The 23,072-nt window shown below is 56.2% G+C and carries 20 protein-coding genes and 2 tRNA genes; 15 read left to right on the top strand and 7 right to left on the bottom strand.

Annotated elements, in window-relative coordinates; genetic code table 11:
• Positions 1 to 48 precede the first annotated feature (48 nt).
• From ACFUCV_RS13875 to rpmH, 5 genes are read right to left on the bottom strand one after another with little or no spacing between them, the layout of a single operon-like run.
• The gene (locus ACFUCV_RS13875) at positions 49 to 579 is read right to left on the bottom strand and encodes a protein jag (RefSeq protein ID WP_380816708.1); all 531 of its coding nucleotides are present in this window, start codon (positions 577 to 579) and stop codon (positions 49 to 51) included.
• Entirely contained in the window at positions 579 to 1,547 is a 969-nt protein-coding gene (yidC, locus tag ACFUCV_RS13870; RefSeq protein ID WP_380816705.1) for a membrane protein insertase YidC, read from the bottom strand. The genes ACFUCV_RS13875 and yidC overlap by 1 nt, the downstream gene beginning before the upstream one ends.
• An 18-nt stretch (positions 1,548 to 1,565) precedes the next feature.
• The gene (gene yidD, locus ACFUCV_RS13865) at positions 1,566 to 2,096 is read right to left on the bottom strand and encodes a membrane protein insertion efficiency factor YidD (protein ID WP_380816703.1); all 531 of its coding nucleotides are present in this window, start codon (positions 2,094 to 2,096) and stop codon (positions 1,566 to 1,568) included.
• Complete coding sequence (gene rnpA / locus ACFUCV_RS13860) at positions 1,984 to 2,382, bottom strand: ribonuclease P protein component (RefSeq protein WP_380816701.1); 399 nt, start codon at positions 2,380 to 2,382, stop codon at positions 1,984 to 1,986. The genes yidD and rnpA overlap by 113 nt, the downstream gene beginning before the upstream one ends.
• 55 nt (positions 2,383 to 2,437) lie before the next feature.
• On the bottom strand, positions 2,438 to 2,575 hold the full coding sequence (gene rpmH / locus ACFUCV_RS13855) for a 50S ribosomal protein L34 (protein ID WP_011776797.1): 138 nt from the start codon (positions 2,573 to 2,575) through the stop codon (positions 2,438 to 2,440).
• A gap of 574 nt (positions 2,576 to 3,149) precedes the next feature.
• Here rpmH and dnaA point away from each other — a divergent pair.
• The 12 genes from dnaA (at position 3,150) to ACFUCV_RS13795 (ending at position 16,203) form a co-directional block, all read left to right on the top strand.
• Complete coding sequence (gene dnaA / locus ACFUCV_RS13850; RefSeq protein ID WP_380816699.1) at positions 3,150 to 4,616, top strand: chromosomal replication initiator protein DnaA; 1,467 nt, start codon at positions 3,150 to 3,152, stop codon at positions 4,614 to 4,616.
• Positions 4,617 to 5,063: 447 nt separating this feature from the next.
• Complete coding sequence (gene dnaN, locus ACFUCV_RS13845; RefSeq protein WP_380816697.1) at positions 5,064 to 6,188, top strand: DNA polymerase III subunit beta; 1,125 nt, start codon at positions 5,064 to 5,066, stop codon at positions 6,186 to 6,188.
• 33 nt (positions 6,189 to 6,221) lie between these two features.
• A complete protein-coding gene (gnd, locus tag ACFUCV_RS13840; protein ID WP_380816695.1) occupies positions 6,222 to 7,124 on the top strand; it encodes a phosphogluconate dehydrogenase (NAD(+)-dependent, decarboxylating) in 903 nt (300 codons plus the stop codon).
• A 22-nt stretch (positions 7,125 to 7,146) separates the two neighbouring features.
• Entirely contained in the window at positions 7,147 to 8,388 is a 1,242-nt protein-coding gene (recF, locus tag ACFUCV_RS13835) for a DNA replication/repair protein RecF (protein ID WP_380816693.1), read from the top strand.
• Complete coding sequence (locus ACFUCV_RS13830) at positions 8,381 to 9,016, top strand: DUF721 domain-containing protein (protein ID WP_380816691.1); 636 nt, start codon at positions 8,381 to 8,383, stop codon at positions 9,014 to 9,016. Before recF ends, ACFUCV_RS13830 begins: the two co-directional genes overlap by 8 nt.
• A gap of 379 nt (positions 9,017 to 9,395) precedes the next feature.
• Complete coding sequence (gene gyrB, locus ACFUCV_RS13825; RefSeq protein WP_380816720.1) at positions 9,396 to 11,432, top strand: DNA topoisomerase (ATP-hydrolyzing) subunit B; 2,037 nt, start codon at positions 9,396 to 9,398, stop codon at positions 11,430 to 11,432.
• Positions 11,433 to 11,505: 73 nt separating this feature from the next.
• Positions 11,506 to 14,151 (top strand): DNA gyrase subunit A, encoded by a 2,646-nt coding sequence (gene gyrA / locus ACFUCV_RS13820; protein ID WP_380816689.1) that lies wholly within the window; start codon positions 11,506 to 11,508, stop codon positions 14,149 to 14,151.
• On the top strand, positions 14,148 to 14,765 hold the full coding sequence (locus ACFUCV_RS13815) for a DUF3566 domain-containing protein (RefSeq protein ID WP_380816687.1): 618 nt from the start codon (positions 14,148 to 14,150) through the stop codon (positions 14,763 to 14,765). Before gyrA ends, ACFUCV_RS13815 begins: the two co-directional genes overlap by 4 nt.
• Positions 14,766 to 14,882: 117 nt before the next feature.
• Positions 14,883 to 14,956 (top strand) — tRNA-Ile (locus tag ACFUCV_RS13810).
• Positions 14,957 to 14,991: 35 nt separating this feature from the next.
• Entirely contained in the window at positions 14,992 to 15,111 is a 120-nt protein-coding gene (locus ACFUCV_RS13805) for a DLW-39 family protein (RefSeq protein ID WP_380816685.1), read from the top strand.
• Between the two features lie 40 nt (positions 15,112 to 15,151).
• Positions 15,152 to 15,227 (top strand) — tRNA-Ala (locus tag ACFUCV_RS13800).
• A 109-nt stretch (positions 15,228 to 15,336) separates the two neighbouring features.
• Positions 15,337 to 16,203 (top strand): DMT family transporter, encoded by an 867-nt coding sequence (locus tag ACFUCV_RS13795; RefSeq protein ID WP_380816683.1) that lies wholly within the window; start codon positions 15,337 to 15,339, stop codon positions 16,201 to 16,203.
• Between the two features lie 92 nt (positions 16,204 to 16,295).
• Here the strand turns inward: ACFUCV_RS13795 and ACFUCV_RS13790 are convergent, their stop codons facing one another.
• The gene (locus ACFUCV_RS13790) at positions 16,296 to 17,333 is read right to left on the bottom strand and encodes a hypothetical protein (protein ID WP_380816681.1); all 1,038 of its coding nucleotides are present in this window, start codon (positions 17,331 to 17,333) and stop codon (positions 16,296 to 16,298) included.
• Positions 17,334 to 17,469: 136 nt separating this feature from the next.
• Between ACFUCV_RS13790 and ACFUCV_RS13785 the strand changes: the two genes are divergently transcribed.
• Both ACFUCV_RS13785 and ACFUCV_RS13780 read left to right on the top strand, forming a co-directional pair.
• Entirely contained in the window at positions 17,470 to 18,012 is a 543-nt protein-coding gene (locus ACFUCV_RS13785; RefSeq protein ID WP_380816679.1) for a peptidylprolyl isomerase, read from the top strand.
• A gap of 92 nt (positions 18,013 to 18,104) precedes the next feature.
• Entirely contained in the window at positions 18,105 to 18,962 is an 858-nt protein-coding gene (locus tag ACFUCV_RS13780) for a rhomboid family intramembrane serine protease (RefSeq protein ID WP_380816677.1), read from the top strand.
• Here ACFUCV_RS13780 and ACFUCV_RS13775 read toward each other — a convergent pair.
• Positions 18,952 to 19,503, bottom strand: coding sequence for a flavin reductase family protein (locus tag ACFUCV_RS13775; RefSeq protein ID WP_380816675.1), 552 nt, complete (start codon positions 19,501 to 19,503; stop codon positions 18,952 to 18,954). The genes ACFUCV_RS13780 and ACFUCV_RS13775 overlap by 11 nt on opposite strands.
• Positions 19,504 to 20,391: 888 nt before the next feature.
• Here ACFUCV_RS13775 and ACFUCV_RS13770 point away from each other — a divergent pair.
• Entirely contained in the window at positions 20,392 to 23,019 is a 2,628-nt protein-coding gene (locus ACFUCV_RS13770; RefSeq protein ID WP_380816674.1) for a LuxR C-terminal-related transcriptional regulator, read from the top strand.
• The last annotated feature ends 53 nt before the right edge of the window (positions 23,020 to 23,072 follow it).

Raw genomic sequence — 23,072 nt, 5'->3', positions numbered from 1 at the left:
AATATTCATAGCAGCCGGGATCACATGTAAATTCTTCTGAAGCCAGGGCTATTGCCCCGCGCTCACCACAATATGGCGCTGGGGTCCCTCACCCTCGGATTCCGAATTCAGCCCCAATTCCGCAATAACGTCGTGGACGATCTTACGCTCATAAGCTCCCATGGGCGGCAACGCAACGGACGCGCTGCCTGCTGCGATCTGCGCAGCGGCGTCCTTGGCAATCTCGGTCAATTCCGCATTGCGACGGTCGCGGTAACCGGAAATATCCAGCACCAGGCGCGAACGGGTTTCCGTGGCGGACAGGACACTCAGACGGGTCAATTCCTGCAAGGCATCCAAAACCTCACCGTCTTGGCCTACAAGGCTTTGCAGAGTGTCAGATTCCTCTTCGGTGACAACGGAGATATAGGTCCTGCCATTGCGTACCTCAATGTCAATGTCACCATCAATGTCGGCAATATCAAGCAACTCCTCGAGGTAATCGGCAGCAATGTCGCCTTCTTCCTCAAGTCGACTGACGCTGATTTCCTCGGCGGGAACCACTGCTTCGGCAGTCCCGATCTGAACTTCCTCAGACATTATCGCTTCTTCCTCTTTTTGCGCTGCGGCTGAACCCTTTGCCCCTTGGCTGCGGGAATTTCCACAACGGCCTTTTCTTCAGCAACAGCTTTCCTTGAAGCGCCCAAAACCGGCAAACCCTTGGCCTCGCGGCGCTGCTGGTATTCCTTGTAGGCAGGCGATCCCGGGGTGGGCATGCGCCGGATGACGAAGAACTGCTGTCCCATGGTCCACAGGTTGGTGGTGGTCCAGTAGATGAGCACGCCGATGGGGAAGTTCACGCCACCAATGCCGAATACGAGGGGCAGCACGTAAAGCATCATCTTCTGCTGGCGCATGAAGGGGCCCTGCATGGCTTCTTCCGACATGTTCTTGGACATGATCTGCTTTTGCGTAATGAACTGCGAGGCAATCATGGCAATGATCATCAGGATCGACAGAACCGCAATGGCCACCGTGAGGTTGCCGCCCTGGAGGGAGGGCAATAGCGCATCGGAGAGGCGGGCCCCAAAAATGGTTGCGGCATCAAACTGCGCCACCTGATCTCGGGTCATGGCGCCAATGCCCTCGTTGGAGGCATTTGCCTTCGCGATCTGCGACAACACCTGGAAGAGCGAGAAGAAGAACGGCATCTGAATCAGCATGGGCAAGCAGGCGGAGAACGGGTTCGTGCCGTGTTCCTTGTACAGGGCCATTTGTTCCTGGCCCATGGCTTGACGTGACAGTTGGTCCGTCTTGCCCTTGTACTTTGCCTGCAGCTTCTTCATTTCAGGCTGCAGTGCCTGCATGCCCCGCTGGGCCTTGATCTGCTTTACAAAAACAGGAATCAACGCCGCCCGGATCACCAACACCAAGCCAATGATGGACAGGGTCCATGTGACACCAGACGCCGCATCCATCCCGATCCACGTCAGGAGATCATGGAAGGAAACCATGATCCAGGAAACAACCCACTTAAAGGGGAACAGAATTGTGTCGAAGAAACCCATATTTCTTTATCTATCTCCTCAAGCCGTTTTGCGGCTTTGTGTTGCCTGTCGCTTGGCCAAAAAAACATGCGGATGATTCAGCTGGACAATAAGCGGCACGGTGGACGGGTCGTCCCAATCAACAATATCCGGGGAAGGGACCGGATCCAGACCACCCTCGCTCCACGGATGACAGCGCAGGACTCTACGCACAGCGTAGTAACAGCCTTTGACCGCCCCATGTACTGTCACGGCCTCCAGGGCATATGCAGAACATGATGGAAAAAACCGGCACACCTGTCCATAACTGGGAGAGATGAAGCGCCGGTAAAACTGTAAGAACAAGATGATGGCGTTGCGGGGCGCATGCCACAGGAAGCGTCCGACGGCGGCCAGCCGCCCGGGTGCCTTGCCGGTGGTTGAGGACGCACTCACAAGACATTTTCTCCTTTGGCCTTTATTCCCCAACTGCGCGTTGTTCCGGTACGGACTTCCCGGCAGATGCCGCCGCTGATCCTGTTCGGGAACACGCGGCGGAAAAAGCTTTTCGATAGTCCAAGCCAAGCTCATGGAAAGAGGCCACGGCCGCCGCCGGCAAGGCGCGAACCACAACATTGATCCCATAAGGAAGCTCTTTAACGGTGGGGAAAACTATTTCCCGCAGTCTCCTCTTAACGAGATTGCGGGTGACAGCGTTCCCAACAGTTTTCGCCACAATGAAACCAATTTGGGTAGGCTCATCCGGCGAGGTGGGTACCATATATAACACTAAGTTCCGGCGTCCATTTCGGACGCCGGAACGAACAGTATGTGAGAAGTGGGCGGAAGTCCGCATTCTATTCTTGGTGGCTAGCACCTTGCGATCAACTGCTACTTCACTAAGGCCTGGCAAAATGCCAAGCAGTTATTGTTTAGGCCGACAGCTCTACGCGACCCTTGCCACGGCGGGCGGCCAAAATGGCGCGGCCAGCGCGGGTGCGCATACGAAGGCGGAAGCCGTGCTTCTTGGCACGACGGCGGTTGTTCGGCTGAAAAGTCCGCTTGCTCACGGTAGTTACTCCAAGACAATCAAAGATGCGCCTTGCCCGTAGCTAACAGGTAAGAAGGGGTCGACGCTAAGTATATGGATGCCAGCTTCTTGAGCTTCTTTGTTTTACGCAGAAGCACACGCCGGAGCGCAAAGCAGACACACGGGACTTCACAACATTAGGCCACCAAGGCTTTGACAGTCAAACCAGTACCGGCAGAACAGCAGCGCATTGCTCCGCAGCCCGGCTTGGTGCTTCATTTTTTCCTGGCTGAGCCGCACGCACCAAGTCATCCACAGCTGTGCATAACCACTTGCGGAAAAGCTGTGGACGGAGTGGTTGGCAGGGGGGCCGTGTGATATTTATCCACAACCCTTTTCCTCAGCTATCTTCCGGGGATTTCATCCTTTAGGCTAGGCCCGTAGCAAGTTATCCACTGGTGTGCATAAGTCTGTGGATTACGCGTGGCACGCCCTTTTACATTGAGCAATTTCATCGCGGGCAACGCACAAGGAAATGTGGCACAAGACACCAATGGTCTGCGCATCACAATCAAGAATTCCGGGACCACCCGGCGGTAAGGAAGAAACAGCCAATGAGCACTGAGGACATCAATGACGTTGGAAGTTCCTGGCGCAGAGTCATTCGGATTTTGGAACGCGATGAGAGGGTTTCTCCGCGCCAGCGCGGGTTTGTTGTCCTGACTCAACCTCAAGGATTGATCGGCAATACCCTCCTGGTGGCTGTTCCCAATGAATTAACGCGGGAGGTTTTGCAAAACCAGCTCAGCACCGCTCTCAATGACGCACTAAGCCAGGTATTTACCGAGGACATCAGCTGTGCCTTCAGCGTCAACGCTGATCTTGTGCCTCCCGTGAAGGAAACAGCTGCCACTCCGCCTCCGGCGCCGGTCCGCAGCGAGCAGCCCATTCACAACCAAGCAGTCCATAACCAACATGGACATGCAGGGCAATCGGAACAACCACTAAAGCCTGGCCCCATGCCACCGAGCACTTCTCAGGAGTTTGGCCGGCTCAATCCCAAGTATGTGTTTGATTCATTTGTCATTGGTGCTTCCAACCGCTTTGCACATGCTGCTGCCGTTGCCGTGGCGGAGGCACCGGCAAAGGCCTATAACCCGCTTTTTATCTATGGCGATTCAGGTCTCGGAAAAACCCATCTGCTCCATGCAATCGGACACTATGCCCGCCGTCTCTACACTGGCATTCGTGTCCGCTATGTGAATTCCGAGGAGTTCACCAATGACTTCATCAACTCCATCAGGGATGACGAAGGTGCCAGTTTTAAGCAGCTCTACCGCAATGTCGACATCCTGCTTATTGATGACATTCAGTTTTTGGCCAATAAGGATGCCACCCAGGAGGAGTTTTTCCATACCTTCAACGCGCTCCACAACCACAACAAGCAGGTGGTCATCACCTCTGACCTACCACCCAAACGCCTGCAGGGCTTTGAGGAACGCATGCGCTCAAGGTTCGAGTGGGGCCTGCTGACTGATGTTCAGCCGCCGGAACTGGAAACGCGGATAGCGATTCTACGTAAAAAGGCCATTGGGGAAGGGCTTTCCGCTCCTGACGATGCACTGGAATACATTGCCTCGAAGATCTCCACCAATATTCGCGAGCTTGAGGGTGCCCTCATCCGCGTCACGGCGTTCGCCAGCCTGAACCGCCAAGCCGTGGACGTCGGGCTCGCAGAATTGGTGCTCAAAGACCTCATAACCGACGATGGTGCCCAAGAAATCACCTCGGCCGCCATCCTCGGACAAACAGCCCATTACTTCAACATTTCCTTGGAAGAACTTTGCAGCAAGTCCCGAACCAGAACCCTGGTGACGGCCCGCCAAATCGCCATGTACCTGTGTCGTGAACTGACCGACATGTCGTTGCCCAAGATTGGTCAGGAATTCGGTGGTCGTGACCACACCACGGTCATTCACGCCGATAGGAAAATACGGGAACTTATGGCGGAACGACGTGCCATTTACAACCAGGTCACTGAACTGACCAACAAGATCAAGCAGCAGCAGCGCGAGGGTTAAGCCGCGCAGCGAAAATTTTGAGAAATTAACAGTTGTGGATAAGCCTGTGGATTAAAGGGGGGTAACCACACATGGCTTGCGGATAACCTGCCACCTCCCTGTGGATCAGTAAATCGGCCCGGGAAGTTCTCCCCGGCAGCCCACAGGCAGCAACGGAATCTCCTCACAGACTGTACACAGGCAAGATCGGCGGCAATCCCTGTTCCACGGGAGTTATCCACAGTATCCACAGCACTTATTAACACTACTAACTACAAGAATTATTCGTTTCAAACAACATTTACCTTTTCTGATGCCCACAGCCAGGAACGCTGCGTTCCAATGAACAGCTGCTGAGTTTGAGGCGCTAAGCTGTCAGCAGGACTGTAATTCGTTGCAACAGGCATCTTGCTCCCGGAACGGATTGCACAGGCATTTTTTTCGCACCATGAAAGGCGGCACCCTTCCGTGAAGTTCCGAGTCGAACGGGATGTTCTGACCGAAGCAGTCAGCTGGGCCGCACGTTCATTGTCACCAAGGCCTCCCGTGCCAGTGCTTTCAGGCCTTCTGCTTAAAGCGGAAGCGGGCACACTGAGCCTGTCCAGTTTTGACTACGAAATTTCTGCACGCCTTCACATTCCTGCCGACATTGCCGAAGAAGGAACGATCCTTGTTTCGGGAAGACTTTTGGCTGATATCTGCCGAAGCCTTCCAGCAGCACCGGTTGATGTTGAAACAGATGGCAGTAAAGTCACGCTTACCTGCCGCAGCAGTCGTTTTCACTTGGCAACCATGCCCGTCAATGACTACCCGGAACTGCCCGCGCTTCCTGAGATCAGTGGAACCGTGGACGGAGACGCCTTTGCCCAAGCCGTTTCCCAGGTCATCATTGCCTCCAGCAAGGATGACACCCTGCCCATTCTCACAGGTGTGAAAATGGAAATTGAGGGTGATTTAATCACGCTTTTGGCAACAGACCGCTACCGCCTTGCCTTGCGGGAAATTCGTTGGAACCCCAGCACACCAAACATTTCTTCCGGGGCTTTGGTGAAGGCAAAAACACTCAGTGAAGTTGCCAAAACCTTGGGGGGTGCAGGAAACATCAACATTGCCCTCTCCGACAACCGGGAACTTATTGGCTTTGAAAGTGGTGGCCGCCGCACCACCTCGTTGCTGGTTGACGGTGATTACCCCAAAATCCGTTCCCTTTTCCCCGACACCACGCCCATTCATGCAACTGTGGAAACCCATGCATTGGCAGAGGCGGTCCGCCGAGTATCGTTGGTGGCCGAACGCAACACCCCCGTCCGCCTGATGTTTACCGATGGTCAGCTCACTTTGGATGCCGGCACCGGCGAAGATGCCCAAGCTTCGGAAAATTTGGAAGCAACCTTGGTGGGTGAAGAAATCACCGTGGCCTTCAACCCCCATTATTTAAGCGAAGGCCTCAATGCCTTCGACAGCAAATACGTCCGATTTTCCTTCACCTCAGCCCCGAAACCAGCCATGCTCAGTGCCCAGGACGACATTGATGGCGAACGCCGGGATGAATACAGGTACTTGGTCATGCCCGTAAGGCTGCCCAACCAGTAGGAGACACCAGCACCACCACACCCAAGCAAAGGATTGAGGGCTCGTACCATGCATATTGGACTCGTTGGACTTGGAAAAATGGGCTTCAACATGAGGGCACGGTTGCGTGCCTCCCATATTGAAGTAACTGGTTTTGACAGAAATCCCGAGGTGAGCGACGTTGGCTCACTGGCCGAGCTTGTGGAAGCCTTGCCTACGCCCCGGCTGCTATGGGTGATGGTGCCCTCCGGTAATGCAACGACCGCTGTGGTAACGGAACTGGCTCAGTTGTTGGAAGCTGGGGACTTGATAGTTGACGGCGGAAATTCACGTTTCACCGAGGACCAAAAACACGCGGAAATGCTCGCCGCCGCCAATATTCGTTTTATGGATGTAGGCGTTTCCGGTGGTGTATGGGGTTTGGAAAATGGTTACGGTCTCATGGCCGGCGGCGATGCTGCAGATGTTGCACGCGCCATGCCGGTACTGGATGCCCTCCGCCCCGAAGGCGAGCGGGCAGACAGCTTCGTTCATGTTGGTGCAGTCGGTGCAGGCCATTATGCAAAAATGGTGCACAACGGAATTGAATATGGACTGATGCAGGCCTATGCCGAAGGTTATGAGCTGCTAAGCAAAAAAGACATCATTGAAGATGTGCCGGGAACCTTCCGGGCTTGGCAAAAGGGCACCGTTGTCAGGTCCTGGCTTTTGGATTTGTTGGTGACGGCGCTGGCTGAAGACCCCGAATTGAAATCAATTGATGGCTATGTGGAGGATTCCGGAGAAGGCCGCTGGACGGTTGAGGAAGCCATAGCCAGTGCTGTTCCCGCCCCGGCCATCACTGCAGCATTGTTTGCCAGGTTTGCTTCCCGGGAGGAGAACTCCCCCGCAAATAAAATGGTCTCAGCGCTGCGCCACCAATTTGGCGGACACGCCACCAGGCCTGTCGGATCTTGAGGTTTGGACGCGCCCAAATCATATGTACCTTGAACATCTTTCGCTGACGGATTTCCGTAGCTACGCACAGGTTGACCTGACGCTTGGCCCAGGGATCACTGTGCTTATTGGTGCAAATGGTTTAGGAAAAACCAATTTGGTGGAGTCCATTGGCTACCTCTCAAGCCTGTCTTCGCACCGGGTGAGCCATGATGGCCCCTTATTGCGGTTCGGAACGGACAGGGCCCTGATCAGGGCCCAATTGGTGCGCGCTGAACAAAAAGTCATGGTTGAAATTGAGCTTAATGCCAACCGCGCCAACCGGGCCAGGATCAACCGCGCCAACCCAGTGCGGGCGCGGGACATTCTGGGCATCTGCCGCACGGTGCTTTTTGCGCCTGAAGACCTTGCCTTGGTCAAAGGGGATCCCGGCAACCGCCGTCGCTTCCTGGATGATCTATTGGTCGTTTTGATGCCACGTCATGCCGGGACACGCAGTGATTATGAAAAAGTTCTAAAGCAGCGAAACGCCCTTTTGAAGTCGGCCCGGGCGCAATATTTTTCGCGCGCCGGCATCCCTGAATCCCAGCTGGCCACCTTGGATGTCTGGGATCAACATTTGGCTGGGGCCGCCGCCAACTTATTGGCGGCCAGACTGGAGCTGCTGGGCCGTCTACGCCCCCACATGGCTGAGGCCTATGCGCAACTTACCGATGGTTCAAAGCTCTTGCGCGCAGAGTATCGCAGTGACCTCGATGACTCTGTCGCCACGAATTCACCATTAACCCACGACGACGGTGCCTCCTTGGTGGCCGACACGGACGCAGGTGAGCAGCCGGTTTTTGCCGGTGACGACCTGGCTCTGTTGGATGTCGCTGAACTGACACGACGGTACAGTGCCGCACTGGCAGCCTCCAGGAACCGCGAATTGGAAAGAGGCATGACCCAGGTGGGCCCCCATCGGGACGAGTTGGAACTGCTTTTGGGCCAGGCTCCGGCCCGTGGCTACGCATCACATGGCGAATCCTGGTCGATAGCCTTGGCCCTGCGCCTGGCGTCTTTCCATGTTTTGGATGAAGATAGGCATGTGGCAGGTAATCAGCCCATCTTGATCCTTGATGATGTTTTTGCGGAGTTGGATGTGCAGCGGCGCCGCAAGCTTGCCGCCATGGTTGCCTCTGCCGAGCAGGTATTGGTCACGGCGGCCGTGGGCGGTGACATTCCCCCGGAGCTAGCAGGCTCCAAAATCCAGGTGATACCTGGTGGCGTGGTCACCCATGAATGAGCAACAGCCCGATCCCCGTCAAGGGGAACCCTTCTTCAACGACGATTTTGGCACGGGCAAAGTCCCCCGTGATCCAACTGGCCGCGGCCATCAGTTGGAGGCTGCCGCGCGGGACCACACCACGGAGGTTGATGCTGCCCAGGCAGCCTTAAACCGAATGCGTCGGATTGCCAAAAGCCGGGGAGAATTGCGCATTCCCCGCAGTAAATTAGGGCAAAAAAGTGGTGCGGGAAAATTACGCACCCCTTTTTTGGACGTCAAGTACGGAAAAGGACGCGATCCCGAAGGCCTGGGGAATGTGGTGAGTAAATTGGTGGCGGACCGGGGATGGAGTTCACCCTTGGCGGTGGGATCGGTCATGACGCACTGGGATACCTTGGTCGGTGCCAATATTGCAGCACATTGCCAGCCGGAAAGTTTTGATGAGACCACCTTGCACGTTAGATGTGATTCCACGAGCTGGGCCACCCAACTCAGATTGTTGACGGCATCGCTTCTGGCCAAGTTCGATGAGGAGCTTGGCCAAGGGGTGGTCACCAAAATTACGGTGTTGGGCCCGGCAGCCCCCAACTGGCGAAAGGGTTTTAGAACTGTCAAGGGCCGCGGCCCGAGGGACACTTACGGCTGATCGGCGACGGCCACTTGACCAATCGGCCAAAGCCGGACAGGGCCTTTGAAACCTCCCAGAGCACATAGCCCCCTGGAGAAGGAAGAACGGGACCATTCTAAGCGGCTTTTCTCGCCATTGAGGGCACGTTCTGCTCCCATTTAGGGTCTCTGCAAGGTAGAATTATCAATGGACCGCCCATCTACGGCGCTGTGACAACTTTCCCAGTGGCGTCGAAAGCGGTATTTATCTGCCTCCTACAGCAATCAACGCACGGGCACGTCAGCTGTGCGTAGTTTCCGATGGTGGCCATCGAGCTGAACAACAAAAGGGGTCGAACGCGCCTGTGACGACGAACAATTCCGAGAGTGCCGTGAATCCAGGATCGGAAGAAACCCAACTGGAGGCGCCGGCATCCACACAGGCCGGCACCCAGGTGGAGAACCATTATGATGCCAGTGACATCACGGTCCTGGAGGGTCTCGAAGCCGTCCGCAAACGGCCAGGCATGTACATCGGATCCACAGGTCCACGCGGATTGCACCACTTGGTGTACGAGGTTGTTGACAACTCCGTGGATGAGGCGCTGGCCGGATACTGCGACCACATTGAAATCACGTTGACCGCCGACGGCGGCGTAAAAGTTGTGGACAACGGCCGCGGCATTCCGGTGGACATCCACCCCACCGAGGGTAAGCCAACTGTGGAAGTCGTTATGACAATCCTGCACGCAGGTGGCAAGTTTGGTGGCAGCGGTTATGCCGTGTCCGGCGGTCTGCACGGCGTAGGCATTTCTGTGGTCAATGCCCTTTCCCGGAAGGTGGAAACTGAAATCCGCCGGAAGGGCCACGTGTGGCGGATGAGCTTTGCCGACGGCGGCAAGCCGCAGGGCACCTTGGTCCAGGGCGAGGTCACCACTGAAACCGGCACCACTCAAACTTTCTATCCGGACCCCAGCATCTTTGAGTCCATCGACTTCGATTTTGAAACCCTCAGGGCCCGCTTTCAGCAAATGTCATTCCTCAACAAGGGTTTGAAGATAACCCTTACGGATGAGCGTGTGGGGCCGGAAGTCAATGATGAGGATCCGGATCTCGATGCAATTCCTGAGGGCAAGGATGTTGCCACGGGCAAGCGCGTTGTTGTTTATCAATACAACGATGGCCTGTTGGACTATGTAAAACACCTGAACACCTCCAAGAAGTACGAGCCTGTCCATGAGGACGTCATTGCCTTTGAAACCGAGGACTCCTCCCGCAGCATGGCTGTGGAAATTGCCATGCAGTGGACAACGTCCTTCTCGGAGAGCGTCCACACCTATGCGAACACCATCAACACCCACGAGGGGGGCACGCACGAGGAGGGTTTTCGCGCAGCCATGACCTCGTTGATCAATCGCTATGCGCGTGAGAAAAACATCATTAAGGAAAAGGACGACAACCTCACCGGTGACGACATCCGCGAAGGTCTTACGGCAGTCATTTCCGTAAAACTTTCCGAACCGCAGTTTGAGGGCCAGACCAAGACCAAACTGGGCAACTCGGAAGTCAAGGGTTTTGTCCAGCGTGTGGTGACCGATGGTCTGGGCGATTGGCTCGAGCGCAATCCCGGGCCCGCCCGCGATGTCATTCGTAAATCCATTCAAGCCTCCATGGCCCGGCTTGCTGCTCGAAAGGCCCGGGAAAACACCCGTCGCAAGGGCCTGTTGGAATCCGGCGGCATGCCAGGAAAACTAAAGGATTGCCAGTCCAAGGATCCTTCCTTGTCCGAAATTTACATTGTGGAGGGTGACTCTGCAGGTGGTTCCGCTGTGCGTGGACGCAACCCAACAACGCAGGCCATTTTGCCCCTGCGCGGCAAGATCCTCAATGTTGAGCGTGCACGTTTGGACCGGGCGCTGGGCAATGCCGAAGTCCAGGCAATGATCACTGCCTTTGGAGCGGGAATTGGTGAGGACTTCGACGTTGCCAAGGCTCGCTACCACAAGATTGTGCTCATGGCCGACGCTGATGTCGATGGCCAGCACATCACCACACTGCTGTTGACGTTGTTGTTCCGCTACATGCGCCCCCTCATTGAGAACGGCTACGTATATTTGGCGCAGCCGCCGTTGTACCGCATTAAATGGTCCAATGCCCCCCATGATTATGTGTTTAGCGACAAGCAGCGGGATGCAGCACTGGCAGCGGGCACTGCTGCGGGGCGCCGTATCCCCAAGGACAACGGCATCCAGCGTTACAAGGGTTTGGGCGAGATGGATTATACGGAGCTGTGGGACACCACCATGGATCCCGAACACCGCACCCTTCTCCAAGTCACCATGGAAGATGCGGCAGAAGCCGATCAAATCTTCTCCATCCTCATGGGTGAAGATGTGGAATCACGACGAAACTTCATTCAGCAAAACGCCAAAGACGTCAGATTCCTTGATATCTAAGGCAAGGGAACCTAAGTTCCTCACCTTGCATATTAAGAATCGGATATATATTGGGATTGGAATATAAAAGAGCATGAGCGATGAAACCCCTCAGGGGCCTGATGTCACTGGGCCTGACGCTGGTGAAGAAGTAGTGGTTGTGGGAGATGTTCTGCACGATCGCGTGGAACAGATTGACCTGCAGGAGGAAATGAAAAGGTCCTATCTTGACTACGCCATGGCAGTCATTGTGGGCCGTGCGCTTCCCGATGTCAGGGACGGATTGAAGCCTGTCCACCGCCGCGTGCTGTACGCCATGTTTGATGGCGGTTACCGCCCGGAGCGTTCCTTCAACAAGTGTGCCCGCGTTGTGGGTGAAGTCATGGGTCAATACCATCCCCACGGCGACAGCGCCATTTACGATGCCTTGGTGCGGCTTATCCAGGACTGGACCATGCGTTATCCGCTGGCCCTGGGCCAGGGGAACTTCGGCTCTCCGGGCAATGACGGTGCCGCGGCACCCCGTTACACGGAAACCAAAATGGCGCCGCTGTCCATGGAAATGGTCCGCGACATCGATGAAGAAACAGTCGACTTCCAAGACAACTATGACGGCAAGAACCAAGAACCCACAGTGCTGCCGGCACGCTTCCCGAACCTTCTGGTCAACGGATCCTCCGGCATTGCAGTGGGTATGGCCACCAATATTCCTCCGCATAATTTGCGGGAGGTGGCCGATGGCGTGCAGTGGTACCTGGCCAACCCCCAAGTCAACCGTGAGGAATTGCTCGAAGAGCTGATTCTGCGCATCAAGGGCCCGGATTTCCCCACCGGAGCCCAGATCCTAGGACGCAAGGGCATTGAGGATGCCTACCGGACCGGGCGTGGTTCCATCACCATGCGGGCCGTGGTCAATGTCGAGGAGATTCAGGGACGCACTTGCTTGGTGGTGACCGAGCTGCCTTACCAAGCGAACCCGGATAATTTGGCAATCAAAATTGCCGAGTTGGTCAAAGACGGCAAGATTTCAGGTATCGCCGATCTCCGTGATGAGACCTCCGGCCGCACGGGCCAGCGCCTGGTGGTGGTGCTCAAGCGCGACGCCGTCGCAAAGGTTGTTCTAAACAACCTGTACAAGCACACCCAACTGCAGGAAAACTTCAGCGCCAACATGCTGGCCATTGTTGATGGCGTGCCGCGCACCCTGCCCCTGGATGCGTTCATTAGGCACTGGGTGACGCACCAGATGGACGTGATTGTTCGACGTACGCGCTTCCGCCTTCGCAAAGCCGAAGAGGAAGCCCACATTCAACGCGCCCTTTTGAAGGCTTTGGATGCATTGGATGAGGTCATTGCTTTGATCCGCAGATCCAGCACCACTGAGGAGGCCCGCGATGGCTTGATTCAATTGTTGGACATTGACGAGATCCAGGCCAAAGCGATTTTGGACATGCAACTGCGCCGGCTGGCCGCACTGGAACACCAAAAAATTCTGGACCGCGCCAACGCCCTGGAAACCATGATCACTGAATTCAACCGCATTTTGGCTGATCCGGATGTCCAACGAGGCATCGTAAGCGATGAGCTGGCTGAAATCACTGCACGGTTCGGCGACGATCGACGGACCGAGATCATGATGGGCTACGACCCCAACATGAGCATGGAAGACCTCATTCCCGAAGAGGAAATGGTGGTCACCATCACCCGGGGCGGATATGTCAAACGCACCCGCAGCGACAACTACCGGACCCAGCATCGCGGCGGCAAGGGTGTCAAGGGTGCACAACTGCGCGGGGACGACGTCGTCGAGCACTTCTTTGTGACAACCACGCACCACTGGTTGTTGTTCTTCACAAACCTTGGACGCGTCTACCGCGCCAAAGCCTATGAATTGGTTGAAGCCGGCCGTGATGCCAAGGGCCAGCACGTGGCAAACCTCCTGGCGTTCCAGCCTGAGGAAAAAATTGCGCAGGTGATGGAACTCAAGGACTACAAACAGTCGCCGTATCTTGTGTTGGCCACCAAAAATGGTTTGGTCAAAAAGACCTCCCTGGAGGACTACGACACCAACCGTTCGGCTGGTGTCATCGCCATCAACCTGCGCGACGGCGATGAACTGGTTTCCGCGCAGCTGGTCTCGGATACAGACGACCTGCTTCTGGTTTCGCGCAAGGGGCAGTCCATCCGTTTTACCGCCACCAATGAGGCACTGCGTCCCATGGGCCGGGCAACGTCAGGCGTCACCGGAATGAAGTTCCGCGACTTTGATGAACTGCTGGCCGCGGCGGTGGTTACGAACGAATCCTACGTTTTCATCGTCACTGAAGGTGGCTATGCCAAGCGCACGGCCGTGGAGGAATACCGCCTGCAGGGGCGCGGTGGTTTGGGTATCAAGGTTGCAAAGCTGGTGGAGGACCGTGGAGACCTCATTGGTGCCCTCATTGTGCAGGAAGATGACGAGGTGCTGGTAGTCATGAGCGGGGGCAAAGTGGTGCGTTCGGATGTTTCGGAGGTTCCCGCCAAGGGCCGTGACACCATGGGCGTGATCTTCGCCAAGCCAGACAAGAACGACCGCATCATTGGCATTGCGCGAAACAGTGAGCGTGGTCTGGACGAAGACGAAGATCTTGACGGCCAGGAAACCGCCGTGGTGGAGATTCTTGAGGAACGGGAAGAAAAGCCTCAGGTGGATGAAGTACCGTTAAAAAATAACGACGTCATAACTGGAGGTACCGATTGAGCACCAATAACCCGATTCCGCGGCCTGGATCCGCACCAAGGGTAGGTGCCCCGGCACGCCCAACCCAGCGTCCGGCCCAGCGTCCAGCAGCTGCGCCCACCGCCAGTGGAGCCACCAAGCGACCCGCCACTGGATCCACCCAGCGGCCCACCACAACGGCCGCGGCCGCGAAGCGGCCAGTTGAGGCGAGCAAGCGTCCAGCGCCGAAATCACCGCCGTCGCTGGTCAAACCGGCCCCGAAGGCCAAGGCCCGGCGGGCACGGCTTCTGGTCAGCAAGGTTGACCCGTGGTCCGTGTTGAAGATGGCCTTTCTGCTCTCCGTCGCACTGGGGATTGTGACTGTTGTTGCTGCGATTGTCCTATGGTCGGTCTTGGATACCATTGGTCTGTTTGACAAGGTCAATGCTTTTATCAATGATATTCAAGGCTCCGAAGGTGGAGAGCCGTTCGATCTGCTCAGCATTGCCTCCCTTGGCCAAGTGGCATCGTTCTCCACCATAGTGGCCGTGGTCAATGTTGTGTTGTTGACCACATTGTCGGTGTTGTCTGCTTGGTTGTACAACATCTCAGCCACCCTTGTTGGTGGAATTGGCGTGACTTTGACGGATGATTAGCAGCTTCGAAGCCCAAGATCGCTGAATTGGCGGGCCTGCCGGTTGGCAGGCCCGCCAATTTTGGACTTTGGTAATCTGTGGGGTAAAGTTTTATCTCGGCCCGGTGAGGGTCAATGAGGGCGTATAGCTCAGGCGGTTAGAGCGCTTCGCTGATAACGAAGAGGTCCCTGGTTCAAGTCCAGGTACGCCCACGGAACCACTTGGTTACTGCTAAGGATGGTGTGCAGTGAAGAAGTTGCTGGTCATAGCCGCGACTGCAGCTGCTGCCGTTGTCCTGAACAGGAAATGGCGTGAGTCCAAAGTTGTGAAGACAACATGGAGCAAGGCAACTGATCCAATCAATTGAATCCGTTGAAAAGTTTTCATATATACTGAATCAGCCTCATGGGGGCATGGCGCAATTGGTAGCGCACCTGCTTTGCAAGCAGGGGGTTCGGGGTTCGAGTCCCCGTGCCTCCACCATGGGAACAACCCCGGTCAATTGACCGGGGTTGTTTTGTTTAACTGAAACTTTTTGGCCCCGCGTTTTGTTCACGGCGCACCCGGCCCAGGCGTGCAATACGCTTAGTCGGTGATTGTTCTTTTGGCCGTGGTTGGCATCCTTGGAGTTTCCGCATCGGGGCCCATCATGGCCGCCACGGCCGCGCCGGCCCTTACCATTGCACTGTGGCGCAATTTACTTGGTGCATTGTCACTGGGTGTGCCTACTTTTCTTGCAAAACCCAAGCTGCTCGCCACGATGACCCGCACGGAATGGAAATTCACCTCGCTGGCAGCGGCAGCCCTTGCCCTGCATTTTGCCTGCTTTATAACTTCCGTGAAGTTGACCAGCGTGGCCGCTGCCACGGCGCTGGTGTGCCTGCAGGCGGCGTGGATTGCCCTGTTCCAGTGGATCAGGGGCCAGAAGCCGGCCCGCCCCGTCGTGTTGGGGCTGGGGACGGCGCTGGTGGGCGTCATGGTCATCACGGGATTCGATCTGCAATATTCGCGAGAAGCGCTGATGGGCGACTTGTTGGCAGTGGCGGGCGGTGTTTTGGCTGCCATTTATACAATGGCCGGGTCAGTTGCCCGGCGCAGCCTCTCCCTCGGGGCCTACACCAGCATCTGCTACGGCCTTTGTTCCGTAATTTTGCTGGTCATGTGTTTGGTTTTTAAGGAACCATTGCTCAATATCCCGGCAGAGGCATGGTGGGGCATTATTGGTGTGACAGTTGCAGCCCAGCTTTTTGGCCACACCATTTTCAATTACCTGTTGGCCACCATTTCGCCCCTGGTGGTGTCCATGATGATCCTGGTGGAAATTCCCGGAGCTGCCATTTTGGCGTTCGTTTTTCTGCACCAGCAGTTGCCACCTGGCACCTACGCCGGCTTGGTGCTGATACTGCTGGGATTGGCCGTGGTGATCCTCCGGCAAGGCCGCAGCGGGCTCAAGGAGTAACACCCCACTCTGGACCGTGGATGAGCCTTGCAGGGACGCATAAAAAAACAGCTGTCGCATCCGAGGCGGATGCGACAGCTGCCTTTTATTTGTTACAGATTGAGCTCACTTGGCTTGGGAACCGCCGTCGAAGATTTTGAATCGTCTTGTTCGGGGCTGGTCTTTTCAGAATTGACCTCCTCCACAGCTTCCACCGAAGCGTCAACTGCTGCATGTTTGGCATTTGACACCGCATCCTTGGCCTTGACAGCAGCGTCCTGGACTGCTGCCGCGGCATCCTTGGCATGCTCGGTTGCGGATGCGGCACTTTCCTTCACCGCTTCCGCAGCCTCCTTTGCCTTCTGCGGCACTGCTTCGGCAGCAGGGGACTCTGTCTTGCTGGAGTCCCCTGGCGCCGGGGCCGGGGTGGCCGCCGCGGGAGCCACGGGTGCCGGGGTTTTCCAGGGATCAGCTACGGGCTTGGAAGCCTTCCATGCCGCTATGCCGGCAGCCGACGCCGCGGCAATGATTCCCACCACTATCCAACCCTTGCCGGACTTCTTGTCTTTCTTGGCGTTTTTCTTCAACTGCTCAGCAAGATTCTTTGCCGCTTTAGCGGCGGCCTTTTGAGCTTTTGCCGCGGCCTTCTTGTTGCCTGTCAGTTTCGCTGCAGCCAATTCCAGCTGAGGGGAGACCTTTGATTTATCCAAGACCACCGTGACGGCGGCTGCGGCGTCACCGAGTTTGTCCGAGACCAAAGGCAGAAAGTCGCCGACAACCCTGTCCTTTGCGGAGGTAATGGCCGGCCCTGTTTTGCTCAGGGCGTCTTGGATATGCGGAGTGGCTCCATCAACTGCATCGGATATTCTGGGGGCCAGTTTCTCAAGACCCTCCTGAATCATGGGTGTCACTGCGGCCACACCGCCAGCGGTGTACTCCGCGGCCTTGCGAAGTCCATCCTGGACCTTGGGTGACGCCTGCTCAAGACCACGCTCGATGCGAGGTACAGCCCATCCCATTGCGGCCTCCACACGTGGTGCAGTCCAATCCTTGGCGATTTCCACGCGCGGCGCTGCCCATTCCAATGCGGTGTCCACGCCCGAACTTAGTGAATCTTCCAAACCATGGGTCAAGCGGTCAACATTCTTCACATTTCCTCCAGATGTAGGCAGTTTCATCTTTTAGCCTACGTGCACCGGGGCCGGGTTTCCATATTTGCCAGTTCGCCAGCCGCGGAATGCATGGTCCATGCAGAGTTTTCCCACCTTTGCGTGGCAGAATATCGCCATGACTGCTATCCCAACTGCACAAGCGACCATCAGCACCACTCTGGGCGATATCAAGGTGGACCTCTTCGGAAACCACGCGCCCAAGACCGTGGCCAACTTTGTTGGCCTTGCCACCGGAACCATTGAGTGGACACATCCGGCGACTGGCGAGAAGACGAACGCGCCGCTGTACAACGGAACCATTTTTCACCGCATCATCAAAGATTTCATGATTCAAGGCGGAGACCCCCTGGGCCGTGGAATTGGTGGTCCCGGCTTCCAGTTCGATGACGAAATCAACCCTGATTTGAACTTCAATGACCCTTACAAATTCGCCATGGCCAACGCTGGCATTCAGGGTGGACGTGGAACCAATGGTTCACAGTTCTTCATCACCACCGTCAATACCAGCTGGCTCCAGGGCAAGCACAGCATCTTCGGCGAGGTCAGCGATGAAGCCTCCCGCGCAGTCGTTGACGCCATTGAGTCAGTGCCCACAGGAGCCGGCGACAAGCCGCGTGAAGATGTCGTCATTAACTCGATTACCGTCGAACAACTTTAATACTTTTTTGCTTTAGCGGCTTTGGCCGCCGGATCCTTTGGGATGCGGTGGCCAAAGCCTTCCTTTTATATCTCCCCGCGAGGAACCGTGTCATGAGCTCTGCTACCCCGGCCCAGGGGCCCACCGTTGCCCCGGTTTGTCCGCGCCACACTGACCGCATCTCCTATGTGAGCTGTCAGAGGTGCGGGAGGCCCGCTTGTCCGCAGTGTCAGCGCAGTGCATCGGTGGGAGTCCAGTGTGTGGACTGTGTAAAAGCTTCAAGCAAGGCGGCACCGGTCAACCGCACAGCATTCGGTGGTGCCACTCGGGCAGGCCGGCCGAAGGTGACCATCACCCTCATGGGCATTTGTGTGGCGATGTTTGCCGCCAGTTGGGTGCTCCCCAATGATTATATTTTTCGAACTTTTGCCTATGCGCCATTTTTGACGGAATCCCAGCCTTGGCGCATGGTCACTTCCGCATTCCTGCATTCGGCCAGTCCGCTTCACATTGCCTTTAACATGTATGCATTGTGGATTTTGGGAAATGCCTTGGAACCGGCTTTTGGCCGGATCCGTTTCTTGGCCGTGTACCTAATCAGCGCCTTGGCAGGCTCCGTGGGCGTGCTGTTGCTTTCACCCTTGGACACCGCAGTGGTGGGCGCCTCCGGAGCAGTTTTTGGACTCTTTGGCGCTCTCTTTGTGGTCCAACGCAAGCGCGGCGGAGATTTACGGCAAATCGTGGTGCTGCTGTTGATCAACGCCGCCATTGGGTTCCTCATTCCCGGCATTGCCTGGCAAGCACACTTGGGAGGTCTACTGGCCGGTGCCTTGTGCACTGCCGCGATTGTTTATGCCCCGAGGAAGAACCGCAATATTCTCCAGTGGGGCGCCATGGCCGCCGTGTTGGTCTTGGCCGCCGCTCTCGCCGTGTACAAAGTGGGCACCTTCCCGGATTTCATCATCGGCTAAGACGGCGGTACTCCTGGCCGTAGTGAACGAGCGGGGAAGCCAGCTGGGCAGGTTCAATGTCCTCTCCCATCGCCACGACGCTGCCAACCACCAAAGAGTGCGTGGCTGCCTCATGAATGGCACTGGTTTCAGCTTCGAAGAAAGCCAGGCACCCTGCCAGCACCACATTTCCCGTAGCTGGTCCGCGCCTAAAATCAATTTGATTTAAGAGCCCCTCAAGAGGGGTCCCCGGGCTGGCCAGCCAATTGGCCTGCGCCTTTTGATGCGTGGACAACAATGACAACGCCCACGTCCCCGACTGCATTATGGCTTGGGCGATTCTCGATTCCGTGTACAGACTCAGCAAGAGTGTGGGTGGGTCATAGGACACTGAGAGAAATGAACTCACAGTGGCTGTGTAGTCACGGTTGTTGACTCTGGTGCTGACCACCCCCACTCCCCCTGCTTGTTCGGCACTGAGCCGTCGGTACTCCTGGATCTGCTCGGCAGAGGGCAGCTGTGGGAAAACCCGGTAAATGTCCATCGGATCGTGAAGTTCCATGTCCATATCCTCGCATATATCCACAGTTATCCACACGGATATCCACATGTGGGCATAACTTACAAGTGTGTAGTTCTAGTAGGTTAGAAATTAGTCGAACATCTTCTATCCACAACGATGTCCACAGTGGGTATAAGTTACACACATGTAATTCCACAGCTGTGGATGAGCCGGGCGCTTGTGAACGATGGGAATAGGCTCTAAATCAAGAAAGTTATCCACGTCTGTGGGTAACTTTGTGTACAACCACCCACAGAGGCTCTTTCGAAGACCCTCTGTGGACAGTTTGCAGAAGTTGTCCACGGAAGTGCATAAGTCTGTGGGTTGTGGGAAAAAGTTATCCACAATGTGGAGAACCATGGGGACAGTCACTAAAAAACCGCTGCCCGGGCTCGTTTGTAGCTTTCGGTTCCAAACGTCACCAATCCACCGTTGATCACAGGCTGCATACTCCAGGCGTGGCAGCAACCCAAGGTCACGATGCTGCTTTGCGTTGCCACTGTCTCAGTTGTGCCGGCTGTCCCAGCAAAATGAGGTCCACCCGTTCATGACTGGACGCTCGATGCCTGGACATGTGTCGATGGTTTTTGCATGCAGGCTGCCAGCAAACCAGGAAGCTGCCTGCCAAGAAATCCGGCCATTGGGCCCGTAGTTAAGGCTGTAGTATTCCCGTCAGAGGCAGCGGGGGTTCACTTCCATGTCCCTTTTCCGCGGGAAAGGGATCCGACATCGACACAGATGCCGCTACGTCCGTAGACTGAGGACAATTCTGGTCCATCCGGATTTAGCCATCCATGGAAGCTGGGTGACGGAAGCCGGGCCTTGTCGTTGGAATTTCATTTGGGGAAATGAGGTCGTGTGGCCCGCCGCGCGAGTGTAAAGAAAATCGTGGAGCAGTTATTAGGGAGCTCCACCCGGGGCGTGCTCATTGTGGGCTCGCCCGGTACGGGAAAGACCTGGATGCTGGGTCAAATCATCTCCGCACTTGGCCCCGATGCATTCACCCTCCGTTTGACCGCCAGCAAGGCTTTGGCGGCCATTCCGTTCGGGACGGTCAATGCCAGGGTCGGTTCGAATCTACTGCGCAGCAGTCAATACTATGAAGTCCTCAACGGACTGCTGGAACAAATTGAGGAAGCAAACCACAGCTCACGTTCCGTTTATCTTCTGGTGGACAACGCCCAGTATTTGGATGACGAGAGTGCTGCCGTCATCTTGCAGGTGGTCTTGTCCACTGAGGCAAAATTAATTCTGGTGGATCAGCCAGGGAACTACCAGGGCAGTCTTCGGCAGTTGTGGCGGGACGGTTATTTGACCCGCTTTGAGTTGTCACCCCTGCAGACCCATGACGTGCGTTTATACCTAGAGGAATTTCTTGGTGGCAGGGTTGCAGGTGCCACCATTGAATACTTGACGAGCAGATCGGCCGGAAACCCCCTGGTGCTCCAAGGCTTAATTGAGGGTGCACGCGAAGAGGGATCGCTGCAGGAAATCAACGGTGTCTGGGTTCTGAATCATCCCGCGGACAGCTTGAGCCAAGAGTCACAGGAACTTCTACGCATGGAGTTGGAGCATTTACCCCCCGAATCCCGCATGGTGGTTGAGATTCTGGCCTTGGCCGGACCGCTGCCCGTAGATGTTGTGCTGGGCCTTTCCGGCCCCCAGACCATCGACGATCTGCAGAAACGGGATGTGGTGGCCTTGATTCCGGGAACCCACTTGACCATCCAATTGGCGCGTGCGGCAACGGCGCCACCCATCCGGGCCATGGTCCCGGTGGGGCGCAGCCGGCAATTTTTTGCCCAAGTGAATCATCTGGTTCCCGAGGACGTCCAGCAACTTCCCAACAGCCTTATCAACTTCACGCGCTGGTCATTGGGTTGTGGTCTACCTGTGACGGAAGAACGTCTTCTGCAGGCAGCGGTATGGGCCAACAGGCTGATGCGCCCACATGAAGCACTGCGGCTCACCGTCAACAAGCCAAGCCAGGAAAAGGCCTCCTTCTTCCTGACCCAGCGTGCAATTGCCCACTTGAATTGCAACCTACCGGCTGAAGCGCAGCGGCTTGCTCAAAGAGCCCTGGAGGCGGCTGCGACGCCTGCAGCCGGGGCGCAGGCCCTCCATGCCATTCATTTGAGCTACTCATCCGACCCGAACTACGAGGCTCACTTCGCGAAATCCCGGTCCGAATATGCCAACCGATTTGGACTGGCTGAGGTGGACAACATATTTGACCGGGTGGACATTGACGTCCACACTGTTCTGGCACTGAGTGAAGTTTCGGTGGGCAATATTGCCGGTACCTGCGAAAAAATCGAGACACTGCTAAGACATCCGCTGGCCGAAAGCGTCACCGATCAAGTTTTATTAAAGTCCCTTTTGTGCGAAATTTACCGGGCCACAGGTCAAATGAGCAAAGCTGTCAAGCTTGCGGATGAAGTCATAGGCGGTTTGGAGCGCCCCGGAGGCTTTCCCCGGCCGGACATTGCCATTCTTGCTTATTCCCGGGCCGTGGCAGCGTACATTTACGACGGCGCGTGGGAACACGTGCGCTTGGCCCTGGACCCTGCAACATTCGTCAATCCTGATTTGCTGCTTTACGCCGGGGGACTTCGGGACCTTGCAGCGGCCATGATGCATTGCCGGCGCGGCCATATTGAACAGGCCCTTTCAGCCCTGGAATCCGCCGTGGGGGCACTCAATGACTACGACCCCTGGTCGGTGATGTCCACAGCGTTAAGTTTGAAGGCCTATTGTCAGGTTATGCGCGGCGATGTAGTGGGATCGCAAAGTTCCCTTGCCCTGTTGGAGAACCTCACCCGCCGCAGTGCAAAATTTTACGCCTTGGAAGCGGCTGCCTATGCCGCCGCCGCACAATTCATGACAGGACAATCAGAACAGGGCATGACGCGGCTGCGTGCCTTGCAACGGCAATGTCTGAGCAACGGCTACCTAGGCATTGAGCTGACAGTGCTGTCCTTAATGGTGCGTGTGGGCGATGTTGCGGCAATGGGCAGACTCGCCGAGGTCGCACAGTTGTTGGATTCCTCGGGCAAGGAATTCTTTGTCCATTGGTCCGCTGCCCTGCGGACGCAGGATCCGGCCGAACTTGACCACGCCAGTGGAATGGCCATGGATTACGGTTTTGAACTTCTCGCCGTGGAGCTGGCCACACATGCGCTGAAAAAGTTTCATGCTGGCGGGAAGGTGCAAAAAAGCCGCAGGACCGCCAGCAAGGTTGAGGCCATGCGTGATCGCATGCCAGGACTGGTGTCGCCGGTTTTTCACTCCATTGACCAGCCCAAAATGACCAGGCGCGAACATCAAATTGCCCTGCTGGTCGCCCAGGGCGAATCCAACAACTCCATTGCGGCAAGACTGCAGGTCTCCCTGCGGACAGTGGAAGGCCACCTGTACCGCACCTTCATCAAGTTGGACATCCAATCGCGGGAGCAGCTTGCAGCCCTGATGGACCAGGAAGCAACAAAAATCACCGCTTCCGCTGATTTGTCTTAGCCCAAACCCCACCGCTGTTCCCTATCCCGCGGGCTGAGCTGGACCTAGACTGG

It is taken from the genome of Specibacter sp. NPDC057265, assembly GCF_042668835.1.
Taxonomy (GTDB): Bacteria; Actinomycetota; Actinomycetes; order Actinomycetales; family Micrococcaceae; genus Specibacter.
This window is presented reverse-complemented; position numbering and strand designations above follow the sequence as displayed.

Bases quoted from the DNA above. Each gene is read 5' to 3' on its own strand.
- ACFUCV_RS13875 (WP_380816708.1), bottom strand. From the start codon at position 579: ATGTCTGAGGAAGTTCAGATCGGGACTGCCGAAGCAGTGGTTCCCGCC.
- ACFUCV_RS13780 (WP_380816677.1), top strand. From the start codon at position 18,105: ATGAGCTCTGCTACCCCGGCCCAGGGGCCCACCGTTGCCCCGGTTTGT.
- yidD (WP_380816703.1), bottom strand. From the start codon at position 2,096: ATGAGCTTGGCTTGGACTATCGAAAAGCTTTTTCCGCCGCGTGTTCCC.
- ACFUCV_RS13830 (WP_380816691.1), top strand. From the start codon at position 8,381: ATGAATGAGCAACAGCCCGATCCCCGTCAAGGGGAACCCTTCTTCAAC.
- yidC (WP_380816705.1), bottom strand. From the start codon at position 1,547: ATGGGTTTCTTCGACACAATTCTGTTCCCCTTTAAGTGGGTTGTTTCC.
- ACFUCV_RS13785 (WP_380816679.1), top strand. From the start codon at position 17,470: ATGACTGCTATCCCAACTGCACAAGCGACCATCAGCACCACTCTGGGC.
- ACFUCV_RS13775 (WP_380816675.1), bottom strand. From the start codon at position 19,503: ATGGAACTTCACGATCCGATGGACATTTACCGGGTTTTCCCACAGCTG.
- recF (WP_380816693.1), top strand. From the start codon at position 7,147: ATGTACCTTGAACATCTTTCGCTGACGGATTTCCGTAGCTACGCACAG.
- dnaA (WP_380816699.1), top strand. From the start codon at position 3,150: ATGAGCACTGAGGACATCAATGACGTTGGAAGTTCCTGGCGCAGAGTC.
- gyrA (WP_380816689.1), top strand. From the start codon at position 11,506: ATGAGCGATGAAACCCCTCAGGGGCCTGATGTCACTGGGCCTGACGCT.